Source organism: Ferrovibrio sp. (assembly GCF_041906005.1).
GTDB lineage: Bacteria > Pseudomonadota > Alphaproteobacteria > Ferrovibrionales > Ferrovibrionaceae > Ferrovibrio.
The window spans coordinates 311,146-323,528 of sequence record NZ_JAYRJY010000002.1; the positions used below are offsets into that span (position 1 = coordinate 311,146).

The following is a 12,383-nucleotide window of genomic DNA, read 5'->3' on the forward strand; positions in this document are numbered from 1 at the left end:
CCTCGGAACGCCGGCGCTCAGAAGGCCAGTGAAACGCTGAAGGCGCCGAACTGGTCGTCGACATCCTGCCCGGCATATTCACGGGTACGCAGCACATGGGTATAGGCGAAGCGCACGCCTTCCACCACCACGGCCAGGCCGAACTGCGCATCGCCCACAAAGGTTTCCTTGTCGACACTGCGGCTGTCGGCAAAGGTATTGCCATCCAGGAAAATGTTATGCGCCACCGCGCGGCCATCGACACCGGCGAAGAGATACCAGCCAAAGCCACCCGGCGCGCGCTCGAAATACCCTGATCCCGGCAGGCTGGGCTGCACACGCGGCGGGCCGTAATCGATCGGCAGGTTCTGGCCAAACCGCAGCATCGCGCCGCTGTTGGCATAGACATAAACATTGCCCAAAGCCGCGCCGGCATGGGGCGTGGCGTCGACGCCGAAGCCGCCGGGCAGCCTGAATTCCGGCGACTGCCAGCTGCGCTGGTAGGTGAATTGCAGGGTGGGTTCGTTCTTGAGCTGGCTGTCCCAGCCCTGCGCCTTTGGCGAGTCCACGATGTTGTGGATGAAGTCCTGTGTCTCATGCGCCATGGCGGCCGGACCAACCACGCCGACACTGACCAGCATCTGGTCCAGCACATTGCCGGTGCGGGCCACCAGGCCGACCGAACCATACAGCCAGCCGGCATAGGGCCGGTCGGTGGCTGGCGGATCCCGCAGCAGCTTGTCGGAAGCGGTGTACATGTTCTGGCCCAACGCGAATTCCACGCGGATGTCGCTGTGGCCATCGAACATCGGCACATACAGCGCCGCATCGCGCAGCCAGTCGGGCTCCCCGCCCTTTGGCGTGAGATAGCTGATCCGCGCGCCATTGGTGTAGCGGCGGTCGGTATCGTAGAAGAGATCGTTTTCCAGCACGAAACTGAAAATGCCGACCTGCTGTTGCGGATCGGTCTTGCGGTTTTCGGTCTCGGCCTTGTCAGTGGCTTCCTGGGCCAGGGCGGGCGCAGCGGCGACGAGGCAGAGCAAGCCTGCGGCAATGGAACGAATCATCATGAAAAGGCTTCTGATCGCGGAGGGGCCCCATCCTTGTGGCGGCAGAATATGGCGGCTTGTGGGCGACGAGGCCATAATTCGCAGTCCGCCCTCAATCCATGGCCGGGCGGCCACGGCCGCTTTTCACGGCGGCCCGCTTGCTCTTGGACTCCAGCCGTCGCGTCTTCGAGCCCAGCGTCGGCCGCGTGGCGCGGCGCGCCTTGGGCGGCACGGCCGCCCGCTGGATCAGCGCCACCAGGCGATCCAGCGCATCCTGGCGATTGCGGTCCTGGCTGCGGTGCTGCTGCGCGGTCAGCACCAGTACCCCGTCATTGGTCAGCCGGCTGCCGGCCAGGGCCTCCAGCCGCGTCCGCACATCGTCGGGCAGCGACGGCGAACGCCGCACATCGAAGCGCAGTTGCACGGCGGTGGAGACCTTGTTCACATTCTGCCCGCCCGGCCCGGAGGCGCGGATGAAGCTGGTCTCGATCTCGCGCGGGTCGAGGCTGATGCGGGGGGTGATACGAATCATGGCCGCAGGCTACCTGCCCCCGTCCCGGCCGGCGAGCGTGATATCAATGATATCATTGATATCAAATCGGGTGTTTTGCGTCGGTTTTGAGTCGGTTTTGACGAAATCCGTCGCTTTCGTCCGTCCGGCAGCGGTTTTGCGGCGCGGATCATGTGGTTTGCATCCTGTTTCAGACGGTTTGCGCGCTTTTGTGAAGCCCAAGAAACACGAAGGCCCGCACGGGAATTCCGGCGGGCGCAACATATGATGGCATGCAGACTGGACATCCAGACTGGCAGCGCCATCCGGCGTGAACAATATAGGTACATTTAATCCTGCCGGCAAGCCGGGACTTACCGCCCGGCCCCGCCACGGCTAGCCTGACCGGATCAGGAGTTGCCGCGATGACCGAACCCGCAAACGTGACAGACAATCCCGAGCGCAGCCGCTTCGAGCTAGACGTGAACGGCCAGACCGTGTTCGCCAATTACCGGCGCCAGGGCGAAACCGTGATCATCACCCATGTGGAAGCGCCCGTCACCCTGCGCGGCACCGGTGCCTCCGGGCGGCTGATGCAGGGCATCGTCGAGATTCTGCAACAGCGGAATGAAAAGGTGGTGCCGCTGTGCAGCTACGCGGCGGCATGGCTGAAGCGCAAACCGGAATATGCGGGGATTATCGGGTGAGCACGCATCCAACTGAGCGGATGGCGCTTCAATATAAAAAATCTCGCTAATCCTGAGGACAACATGAGGCTGCGCGAATTCTTCGATTTCATAAATTCCAGCCGCCTTCCTGTATTGGAAGGCATCGCTATCACACCGAACGGTGCCGATTGCGAAATCCTTCAAGAAGGCCAGTGGGTGCCGGGCCGTTTCGCCAACAATATACGCATTGATCAACCCACACATGGTCCCGGGCAAGTCCATGCACATGTTCAAGATCGAAACAGGCGGAGAACCGTGGTCATCGTGAACTTTGACGGAACCGGCAGCCATGGCACAAAAGGGAAATTACATGATCGCGACGCTGATGCCCTGCGCGCGAGAGGCTTTAATATCCGGCCCGACAACATCGTCGAATGGATTGAAACACCAATGCCGAACATTCTGTTCGGATAATACCGCAGCAGGATTCAGAATTATCCAAACCTCAGACGCCGATATCCTCGTTCCATAATTCGGGCTTTGCCGCGATGAAGTCGCGCATCAGACGGATGCAGGTTTCGTCCTGCAGCACCTCGACCTGAACGCCGCGTGAGCGCAGCAGCTCCTCCTCGCCCATGAAGGTCTGGTTCTCGCCGATCACGACTTTCGGGATGCCATAGAGCAGGATCGCGCCTGTGCACATCGAACAGGGCGACAGCGTCGTGTAGAGCGTGCAGTCGCGATAGACGCTGGCCGGCTGGCGCCCGGCATTCTCAAACGCATCCATCTCGCCATGCAGGATGGCACTGCCCCGCTGCACGCGGCGGTTATGGCCGCGACCGATGACCCTGCCCTGGTGCACGATCACCGAACCGATCGGAATGCCGCCCTCAGCGAGGCCGGCTCGGGCTTCGTCGATGGCGGCCTGAAGGAATGGATCCATGGTGATTGCCCCACACGCATATCAACCCCGCGCCACGCTGCGCGGCGGCGCCAATGCTCGGGTCAATTGTCTGGGCTGGCAAGCATTGGCGACCCCAACGGGAGTCGAACCCGTGTCTTCACCGTGAAAGGGTGACGTCCTAGGCCTCTAGACGATGGGGTCGGCCTGTGGCGGTCCGAATCATATAGCGCGGACCGCAACGCCGGTTGCCCGGCGCGAGGCGGTGTGTAGCGGTTAGCCCTGCACAAATCAATAGCCGCTGTCCGGGAAATCGAAGCCGTATCGGCACTTGGCCGGATGGCGCCCGGCAGGCTGCGCACCAATTCTGCATTGGTACGATCACCGACCCCTTCTCCTGCCCGAAGAGGCAGCAATTTGCTTAACAATTCAGCGGATTTATGCCATTTTTCCGATTGTATACACGTACCATTTCTTTTAGGTTCAGTGGCCATGAACGAGATGCTCCGCCAGCCCCTTTCAGGCCGTGCCGCCGCAACGGAAGCCATCACACTGCTGCGCCGCTTGCTGCAGGAGCAGGCGGCGCGGCCGAATGAACCGCTGCCGACCGAGCGCAGTCTGGCTGCCCAGTTGAATGTCAGCCGCCGCGTGGTGCGCCAGGCCCTGGCCGAACTGGAGGCCGAGGGAAAAATCTGGCGCCGCCAGGGCAAGGGCACCTTCATCGGCCCCGCCCCCGCCTTATCGGCCCCGACCCTGTCGCGACTCGCCAGCCGCACCAACTTCTATGAGATCATGGAGGTGCGACTGCATCTGGAGCCGAGCCTGGCGCAGCTGGCCGCCCATCGCGCCAGCGCCGAACAGGTGGCGATGATCCGCAAACTGGCCGAACGGCTGGCCGGCCGCGAGGCCGATGCCGACCCCGCCACGCTGGAACGCTGGGACAGCGCCTTCCATCGCTGCATCGCCGAGGCGGCCGGCAATCGCCTGTTCCTCGACCTGTTCGAGGTGATCGACAAGATCCGCTACGACGCGGCCTGGCAGAGCATGCGCGCCCGCGCCCGCACGCCCGATGGCAAACGCCTGTCGGCGCAGCAGCATCTGGACATCGCCGAAGCCATCGCCGCGCGCGATGCCGTGCGCGCCGCCACCGTGATGCGCCAGCATGTCGCCCTGCACCAGAAAAACCTGCAACAGGCGCTCAACGCCGACCCCGCGGCCAATTCCAATCCCGATACCCATCAGTCCTAGTCGTTCAGCTTTCAAGGTCTGTCATGTTCAAAGCCCCCTTCGCCTTCACCACCCGCCCGGAAATCAAGGGCACATTCGGCGTGGTCGCCACCACGCACTGGATCGCCTCGTCGGCCGCAATGGGCGTGCTGGAGCGCGGCGGCAATGCTTTTGACGCGGCTGTGACGGCGGGCTTCGTGCTGCATCTGTGCGAGCCGCACCTGAACGGCGCCGGCGGCGACCTGCCCGCCCTGATGTGGGATGCGCGCACCAAACGCGTCGATGTGCTGTGCGGCCAGGGTCCGGCGCCGGCAAAGGCCAGCATCGCGCATTTCAAGTCGCTGGGCCTGGATCTGATCCCCGGCTCCGGCCTGCTGGCGCCCTGCGTGCCGGGCGCGGTGGATGGCTGGCTGCTGATGCTGCGCGATTACGGCACCATCGACATCGCCGACGCGCTGGCACCCGCCATCCATTACGCGGCCCATGGCTGCCCGCTGGTGCCGCGTGTGATCGACACCATCGCCACCGTGCAGCAACTGTTCAAGGATGAGTGGAAAAGCTCGGGCGCGATCTGGCTCGATAAAACCGGCGCCCTGCCGAAGGCGTATGCGCTGTTCAAACAGGAAGGCCTGGCCGAGACCTATCGCAAGCTCGTTAAAGCCGGCACGGATCGCGGTGGCAGCCGCGAACAGCGCATCGATGCGGCGCGGCGCGCCTGGCGCGAAGGTTTCGTGGCCGAAGCCATCGACACATTCTGCGCTAACACCGAAGCGATGGACGCCTCGGGCCGCCGCCATCGTGGTGTGTTGAGCGGCGATGACATGGCGAAATGGCAGGCGCATGTGGAAGCGCCGCTGACCTATGATTACCGCGGCTGGACCGTGGCGAAATGCGGTCCCTGGAGCCAGGGTCCTGCCTTCCTGCAGCAACTGGCGATCCTGCGTCATTTTGATATCGATGCCATGGAGCCGGCCGGCCCGGACTTCGTGCATACCGTGGTCGAAGCCGCCAAGCTCGCCTTCGCTGACCGTGAGGCATGGTACGGCGATCCGGATTTCGTCGACGTGCCGATGGCCGACCTGCTGTCGGATGCCTATAACGCCCAGCGCGCCGAACTGATCGGACCTTACGCCTCGCTCGACATGCGGCCGGGCAATCCGATGGGCAAGGCGGCGAAGCTTACCTCGATCAAGGCCGGCGATGCTGGCGGCGTCGGTGTCGGCGAACCCACCGTGGGCCGTCTGGCCGGCAGCGACGGCGCGGTGACGAAACGCGGCGCGGTCAGCGGCGATACCTGCCACGTCGATGTGATCGACCGCTGGGGCAACATGGTCTCGGCCACGCCTTCGGGCGGCTGGCTGCAATCGTCGCCCACCATTCCCGAACTCGGCTTCTGCCTCGGCACGCGCGCGCAGATGTTCTGGCTTGAGGAAGGCCTGCCGAATTCGCTGCTGCCCGGCAAACGGCCGCGCACCACGCTGTCGCCGTCCATGGCGCTGAAGGATGGCAAGCCGGCGATGGCTTTCGGCACACCGGGCGGGGACCAGCAGGACCAGTGGCAGCCGCAGCTGTTCCTCAAGATCGTGCATCACGGCATGAACCTGCAGGAAGCCATCGACGGTCCGGCCTGGCATACCGAACACTTCCCCTCCTCCTTCTATCCGCGTGCCGCCAAACCCGGCCATCTGGCGCTGGAAGGCCGCTTCCCCAAGGCCACCGTGGAAGCGCTGAAAGAACGCGGCCACAAGGTGGAGGTTGGCGGCGACTGGTCGGAAGGCCGCCTCACCGCCTGCGCCACCGACGAGACGCCCGAAGGTACCCTGCTGCGCGCCGGCGCCAATCCGCGCGGCATGCAGGGCTACGCGGTCGGCCGGTGAACCGGACATGACCTGGTCTATCGTCGCCCTCGATCCACAGACCGGCGCTTTCGGCGTGGCGGTGACGACGAAATTCTTCGCCGTCGGTGCGCTCTGCCCCCATGCCGCAGCCAATGCCGGCGCTCTGGCGACCCAGGCGCTGGTAAATCCCACCTGGGGCCCACGCGGCATCGCCATGCTGAAAGACGGCGTGCCGGCCGCCAGCGTGATGGAACGCCTGGTCGCCTCCGACCAGGGCCGTGAAACGCGTCAGCTGCATCTGGTCGACCGCCATGGCGGCACGGCGCAGCATACGGGCCGCGACTGCATCGGCTGGTGCGGCCACAAGGCTGGCGACGGTTTCTCGGTGGCTGGCAACATGCTGGCCGGTGAAGCCGTGATCGATGCCACGCATGCGACTTTCGTTGCCAGTGCGAAACCCTTCGCCGAACGACTGATCGATGCTCTGGATGCCGGGCAGGCCCAGGGCGGCGACAAACGCGGCAAACAATCGGCCGCACTGGTCGTCTTCACCACAGAGGATTATCCGGCACTCAGCCTGCGCGTGGATGATCATGCCGAGCCGCTGGCCGAGCTGCGCCGGCTGTATGATCTTTCGCAGGGGCGTTTCGCGGCCTTCTCGAAATTCATGGCGACCCGCGAGAACCCTAGCGGCGTTTGGGACCGCAGCGTGATCGAGGCCGAGGCGCAGCGACTGGAAAAACTGCAGCAGGAGGCGCGCTGATGGCCCTGCTGGAAGTCGACGACCTGCGCACCCATTTCGCCACCGACAATGGCGGTGAGTTCCGCGCCGTGGATGGAGTCAGCTTCGCTGTCGATGGCGGCAAGACGCTGGGCATCGTGGGCGAAAGCGGCTGCGGCAAGTCGGTCACGTCACTCAGCGTGATGGGCCTGCTGCCGAAAACCGGTGCGCGTGTCGCCGGCGGCAGCATCCATTTCGCCGGGCAGGACCTGAGCCGCCTGGATACGGAAGCCATGAGCGATCTGCGCGGCAACCGGCTGGCGATGATCTTCCAGGAACCGATGACGTCGCTGAACCCGGCCTTCACCATCGGCGACCAGATCACGGAGGGCCTGATCCGCCACAAGGGCGTCAGCGCGGCAGATGCCCGCGAGCAGGCGATCGCCATGCTGCGCAAGGTGAAGATCCCGGCGCCGGAAAAGCGCATCGATGATTACCCGCACCAGCTTTCCGGCGGCATGCGGCAGCGCGTGATGATCGCCATGGCCCTGGCCTGCGGGCCGGAGCTGCTGATCGCCGACGAGCCGACCACGGCGCTGGACGTGACGGTGCAGGCACAGATTCTCGACCTGCTGCGCGAATTGCAGCGCGACCTGGGTACCGCCATCCTGCTGATCAGCCACGACATGGGTGTGATTGCCGAGATGGCCGACGAGGTGGCCGTGATGTATGCCGGCCGCATCGTGGAGAAGGCCCCGGTCGAACGGCTGTTCGCCGAGCCGCAACACCCCTACACCATCGGCCTGCTCGGCTCGATCCCGCGGCTGGATGTGACGCGCGAGCATCTGCCCGCCATTCAGGGCAGCGTGCCCGATCCGATGAACCCGCCACCGGGCTGCCGCTTCAATCCACGCTGCCCCTTCGCCGATGCCGAATGCCGACAGGCTGCGCCCGAACTGCGCGACGTGACGGCTGGTCACGCCGTCGCCTGCTGGAAGGCACCGTTGCCATGAGCAGCCTTCTCGAAGTGAATGGCCTGAGCAAATATTTCACCGCCAAGACCAACTGGCTGGGTCGCCCGGTCAGCCACGTCTCGGCCGTCGACGACGTGAGCTTCAGCCTGAAAGCCGGCGAGACCCTGAGCCTGGTGGGCGAAAGCGGTTGCGGCAAATCCACCACCGGGCGGCTGGTGCTGCGCCTGCTGGAACCCACCGCCGGCACGATCCGCTATGATGGCCGCGATATCACGCGACTTGAGGGCCATGCCCTGCGCGACCTGCGCCGCGAGATGCAGCTGGTATTCCAGGACCCCTACGCCTCGCTCAACCCGCGCATGACCGTGGGCGACATCCTGGCCGAGCCGCTGATGCTGCACGGCCTGGTGCCACCCGAGAAGCGCAAGGCCCGTGTCGAAGAGCTGCTGGATCTGGTCGGACTGCGGCCGTCGCATGCACGCCGGTACCCGCATGAATTCTCCGGCGGCCAGCGCCAGCGTATCGGCATCGCCCGCGCGCTGGCCGTGCAACCCAACCTGATCGTGGCCGACGAGGCCGTTTCCGCGCTGGACGTTTCGGTGCAGGCCCAGGTCCTGAACCTGCTGAAGGATCTGCAGGCCCGCTTCGGGATCGCGCTGGTCTTCATCGCCCATGACCTGGCCGTGGTGCGCCATATCTCGCAACGCATCGCCGTGATGTATCTGGGCCATATCGTCGAGATCGCGCCGACGGCCGAGCTGTTCGCCGCACCGCGCCACCCCTATACCCGCGCCCTGCTCTCGGCCATTCCCGTGCCGCAGCCCAAAGCCAGCCGCCAGCGCATCATCCTGAGTGGCGACGTGCCCAGCCCGATCGATCCACCCAGCGGCTGCCGTTTCCACACGCGCTGCCCCTTTGCCGTCGATCTGTGCCGGCAGACCAAGCCGGCCATGGAAGAAACCGCCGCCGGCCACAGCGTCGCCTGCCACCGCTGGCGCGAGTTGCCCGCCGCCGCGCCGCTGCCGGTGGAAAGCGACCAGCCCGGCGCCGCGCGCCTGGCCCGGCTGCAGGCCAAATTCAGCGAACCCGTTTCCCAAACCGAATAATCAACAGGAGAGAGGCAGACATGTTCAGACACGCTACCTATGCCGCCTTTGCGGCGTTGCTTCTGGTGGCAGCCGCCCCGGCTTCCGCACAGACATTGAAATTCGGCCTGGCCGAAGATCCTGACGCGCTGGACCCCACGCTGGCTCGCACCTTCGTCGGCCGCGTCGTCTTCTCGGCCCTGTGCGACAAGCTGGTGGATATCTCGCCCGACCTGAAGGTCGTGCCGCAGCTGGCCACCGAATGGAGCTGGTCGGCCGATAACAAGAGCCTGACCTTCAAGCTGCGGCCGGGCGTGACCTTCCATGACGGCGAAAAGTTCGATGCCGAGGCGGTGAAGTACAATATCGAGCGGCACAAGACCATGCAGGGCTCGCAGCGCCGCGGCGAGCTTTCCGCCGTCACCTCGGTGGATGTGGTCGATCCCCTCACCGTGAAACTGAATACCGCCGCGCCATTCGCGCCGCTGCTGGCCACGTTGACCGATCGCGCCGGCATGATGATCTCGCCCAAGGCCGGCCAGGCGCTGGGCGACAAGTTCGCCACCGCACCGGTTTGCGCCGGCCCCTACAAGTTCGTCGAGCGCGTGGCCCAGGACCGCATCGTGGTCGAGAAATACGATGGCTACTGGAACAAGGCCAATGTGCATATCCAGCGCATCGAGTTCCGTCCCTTCATCGACGCCACCGTGCGGCTGGCCAATCTGCGCTCCGGCCAGCTCGATATCCTGGAACGTCTGGCCGCCACTGACGCACCCAGCGTGCAGAAGGACAACAAGCTGAAACTCGGCTCGGTCACCGAGATCGGCTATTACGGCATCACCATCAATATCGGCAAGAGCGACAAGGCCAAGACCTCGGCTCTGGGTTCGAATGCCAAGATCCGCGAAGCCTTCGAGCTTTCGCTGGATCGTAACGGCATCAACAAGGTGGTGTTCGACGGACAGGCCACGCCGGGCAACCAGTGGGTCGCACCGAACAGCCCGTATTATGCCAAGTCGTCGCCAATCCCGAAACGCGATGTGGCCAAGGCCAAGGCCCTGCTGAAGGAAGCCGGCAACCCCAACCCGGTGGTCAACCTCGTCACGCCGACCACGACCGATGCCCGCAACATCGCCCAGGTGGTGCAGGCCATGGCCAAGGAGGCCGGCTTCGACGTGCGCATCCAGGCCACCGAATTCGCCACCTCGCTCAACATGGCAGACAAGGGCGATTTCGAGGCCTATATCCTGGCCTGGAGCGGCCGTCCGGATCCGGATGGCAACCTCTACAGCTTCCATGGTTGCAAACAGCCGCTGAACTATTCCGGCCTGTGCAATCCGGCACTGGATGAAATCCTCAACGACTCTCGCCTGACCAACGACATGGCCCAGCGTCAGGCCGCGTGGAACAAGGCCGCGGCCATCGTGCTGGCCGAGCGCCCCATCATCTACCTGCTGCACCGCAAGTGGCTGTGGGCCTATAACACCAAGCTGTCGGGCTTCAAGGAATATCCGGACGGCCTGATCCGCTTCACCGGCATGAAGCTGGGTTGATACCCCGGGGATCGCGGTTCAGCCGCGATCCCCCTTCCTTTCGCACCAGAGCCCCATGACCCGCTTCCTGTTCCGCCGCCTGGCTATCCTGCTGCCGACACTACTGTTCGTGTCGATCATCATTTTCGGGCTGCAGCAATTGCTGCCCGGCGATCCGGCCATTGCCATGGCCGGCGAGGAACGCGATCCGGAAACCATTGAACAGATCCGCGAGAAATATCACCTCAACAAGCCAATCCATGAACGCTACCTCCTGTGGATCGGGGGCGTGCTGCAGGGCGATTTCGGCGAGTCAATCCGCATCCAGCAGCCAGTGGCGCAGCTGCTGGTCGAGAAACTGCCCGTCACCATCGAACTCGCCATCCTCTCGATGCTGGTAGCTTTGGGGATCGGTCTGCCGGCCGGCATGATCTCGGCGCTTTATAACGGCCGCTGGCCGGACTATGTCGCCAATGTGGTCGGGCTGTGGGGCCTCTCCACGCCGAATTTCTGGCTGGGCATCATGATGATCCTGCTGTTCTCGGTCGAACTCGGCTGGCTGCCGGCATCAGGTTACGTCAGTCCGATGGATGATCCTCTCGGCAATATCGAGGCCATGATCATGCCCGCCTTCGTGCTGGGCACCGGTATCGCCGCGGTGATGATGCGCCATACCCGCAGCGCCATGCTGCAGGTCCTGTCCAGCGACTATATCCGCACGGCACGGGCCAAGGGCCTGCGCGAGAAAGTGGTGATCGGCAAGCATGCCCTGCGCAATGCGGCCGTGCCCGTGATCACGCTGGGTGCGCTGGAATTCGGCCAGTTGCTGTCGGGCGCCGTGCTGACCGAACAGATCTTTTCCATTCCCGGTTTTGGCAAGCTGATCGTCGATGCCGTGTTCAACCGCGACTATGCCGTGGTGCAGGGCGTCGTGCTCTGCACCGCGACAGCCTACATTGTGCTGAACCTGCTGGCCGACATCGCCTATTTCCTGGTGAACCCGAGGCTGCGCGCATGAGTACCGTGACGATGGACAACGCCGCGAAAACCGCTGCGCGCGAGGAAAGTCCGGCACGGCGTGCCTTCCGCCGCCTGCTGAAGCGCAAGGGCGCCGTGGTCGGCCTGGTGGTGGTGGCCGCCTTCCTTCTGCTGGCCGTGCTGGCCGACGTGGTGGCGCCCTACGATCCCACCGAAGCCGACTGGAGCGCCCTGCGCGGCGAGCCGACGCTGGAGCATCCCTTCGGTGGCGACGAACTGGGCCGCGACGTGCTCTCGCGCGTGATCCATGGCGCACGGGCCTCGCTGTTCGCCGGCGTGATCTCGGTGTTCCTTGCCCTGCTGATCGGCATCCCGGTCGGGCTGCTGTCGGGCTATGCTGGCGGGCTGGTGGATGGCGTGATCATGCGTTTCACCGACGCCATGCTGGCCGTGCCCTTCCTTATACTGGCTATCGCCCTGGCCGCCTTCCTCGGTCCCAGCCTGACCAATGCGATGATCGCCATCGGCATCTCGGCCGCGCCGATCTTCATCCGCCTGACAAGGGCACAGGTGCAGGCCGTGAAGGTGGAGGATTACATCGAGGCAGCACAGGCCGTAGGCAATCCCCCCTTCCGCATCGCCTTCCGCCACATCCTGCCCAATATCTGGCCGGCCCTGATGGTGCAGGCCACGCTGACGATCGCCTCGGCCATCATTGCCGAAGCCAGCCTGTCCTTCCTCGGCCTGGGCCAGCAACCGCCGGCACCCAGCTGGGGCAGCATGCTGAATTCGGCGAAGGACTTCCTGACCCAGGCGCCATGGATGGCGATCTATCCCGGCCTCTCGATCTTCGTCGTCGTGCTGTCGTTCAACCTGCTGGGCGACGGTTTGCGCGACGCGCTGGATCCACGCCACAAGGGCTAAAGGCTTGCCCGAACGGT

The 12,383-nt window shown here is 64.5% G+C and carries 13 protein-coding genes and 1 tRNA gene; 10 read left to right on the plus strand and 4 right to left on the minus strand.

Annotated elements, in window-relative coordinates:
- Nucleotides 1–17 precede the first annotated feature (17 nt).
- Together ACE3OO_RS18715 and arfB are read right to left on the minus strand one after the other, a co-directional pair.
- The gene (locus tag ACE3OO_RS18715) at nt 18–1,049 is read right to left on the minus strand and encodes a lipid A deacylase LpxR family protein (protein WP_374305264.1); all 1,032 of its coding nucleotides are present in this window, start codon (nt 1,047–1,049) and stop codon (nt 18–20) included.
- A gap of 91 nt (nt 1,050–1,140) precedes the next feature.
- Nucleotides 1,141–1,560: an alternative ribosome rescue aminoacyl-tRNA hydrolase ArfB gene (arfB, locus tag ACE3OO_RS18720; protein ID WP_374305266.1), complete on the minus strand. Its 420-nt coding sequence runs from the start codon at nt 1,558–1,560 to the stop codon at nt 1,141–1,143.
- Between the two features lie 383 nt (nt 1,561–1,943).
- Here arfB and ACE3OO_RS18725 point away from each other — a divergent pair, with 383 nt between their 5' ends.
- On the plus strand, nt 1,944–2,225 hold the full coding sequence (locus tag ACE3OO_RS18725) for a GNAT family N-acetyltransferase (RefSeq protein ID WP_374305268.1): 282 nt from the start codon (nt 1,944–1,946) through the stop codon (nt 2,223–2,225).
- Between the two features lie 63 nt (nt 2,226–2,288).
- A complete protein-coding gene (locus ACE3OO_RS18730) occupies nt 2,289–2,660 on the plus strand; it encodes a hypothetical protein (RefSeq protein ID WP_374305270.1) in 372 nt (123 codons plus the stop codon).
- Nucleotides 2,661–2,691: 31 nt separating this feature from the next.
- Here ACE3OO_RS18730 and ACE3OO_RS18735 read toward each other — a convergent pair whose 3' ends face one another.
- Nucleotides 2,692–3,129: a nucleoside deaminase gene (locus ACE3OO_RS18735; RefSeq protein ID WP_374305272.1), complete on the minus strand. Its 438-nt coding sequence runs from the start codon at nt 3,127–3,129 to the stop codon at nt 2,692–2,694.
- A gap of 86 nt (nt 3,130–3,215) precedes the next feature.
- A tRNA-Glu gene (locus ACE3OO_RS18740) sits at nt 3,216–3,291 on the minus strand.
- A gap of 288 nt (nt 3,292–3,579) precedes the next feature.
- Between ACE3OO_RS18740 and ACE3OO_RS18745 the strand changes: the two genes are divergently transcribed.
- The 8 genes from ACE3OO_RS18745 to ACE3OO_RS18780 are packed head-to-tail and all read left to right on the plus strand — an operon-like array spanning nt 3,580 to nt 12,366.
- Nucleotides 3,580–4,335 carry a FadR/GntR family transcriptional regulator gene (locus ACE3OO_RS18745; RefSeq protein ID WP_374305274.1) on the plus strand — a complete coding sequence of 252 codons (756 nt, stop codon included), beginning with the start codon at nt 3,580–3,582 and terminating at the stop codon, nt 4,333–4,335.
- A gap of 23 nt (nt 4,336–4,358) precedes the next feature.
- The gene (locus ACE3OO_RS18750) at nt 4,359–6,191 is read left to right on the plus strand and encodes a gamma-glutamyltransferase family protein (protein WP_374305276.1); all 1,833 of its coding nucleotides are present in this window, start codon (nt 4,359–4,361) and stop codon (nt 6,189–6,191) included.
- 7 nt (nt 6,192–6,198) lie between these two features.
- Nucleotides 6,199–6,915 (plus strand): DUF1028 domain-containing protein, encoded by a 717-nt coding sequence (locus ACE3OO_RS18755; protein WP_374305278.1) that lies wholly within the window; start codon nt 6,199–6,201, stop codon nt 6,913–6,915.
- Nucleotides 6,915–7,886 carry an ABC transporter ATP-binding protein gene (locus tag ACE3OO_RS18760; protein WP_374305280.1) on the plus strand — a complete coding sequence of 324 codons (972 nt, stop codon included), beginning with the start codon at nt 6,915–6,917 and terminating at the stop codon, nt 7,884–7,886. Before ACE3OO_RS18755 ends, ACE3OO_RS18760 begins: the two co-directional genes overlap by 1 nt.
- Nucleotides 7,883–8,953 carry an ABC transporter ATP-binding protein gene (locus ACE3OO_RS18765; RefSeq protein ID WP_374305282.1) on the plus strand — a complete coding sequence of 357 codons (1,071 nt, stop codon included), beginning with the start codon at nt 7,883–7,885 and terminating at the stop codon, nt 8,951–8,953. The genes ACE3OO_RS18760 and ACE3OO_RS18765 overlap by 4 nt, the downstream gene beginning before the upstream one ends.
- A 20-nt stretch (nt 8,954–8,973) precedes the next feature.
- The gene (locus tag ACE3OO_RS18770; protein WP_374305285.1) at nt 8,974–10,485 is read left to right on the plus strand and encodes an ABC transporter substrate-binding protein; all 1,512 of its coding nucleotides are present in this window, start codon (nt 8,974–8,976) and stop codon (nt 10,483–10,485) included.
- 55 nt (nt 10,486–10,540) lie between these two features.
- Nucleotides 10,541–11,482, plus strand: coding sequence for an ABC transporter permease (locus tag ACE3OO_RS18775; protein ID WP_374305287.1), 942 nt, complete (start codon nt 10,541–10,543; stop codon nt 11,480–11,482).
- Nucleotides 11,479–12,366 (plus strand): ABC transporter permease, encoded by an 888-nt coding sequence (locus tag ACE3OO_RS18780; protein ID WP_374305289.1) that lies wholly within the window; start codon nt 11,479–11,481, stop codon nt 12,364–12,366. Before ACE3OO_RS18775 ends, ACE3OO_RS18780 begins: the two co-directional genes overlap by 4 nt.
- The last annotated feature ends 17 nt before the right edge of the window (nt 12,367–12,383 follow it).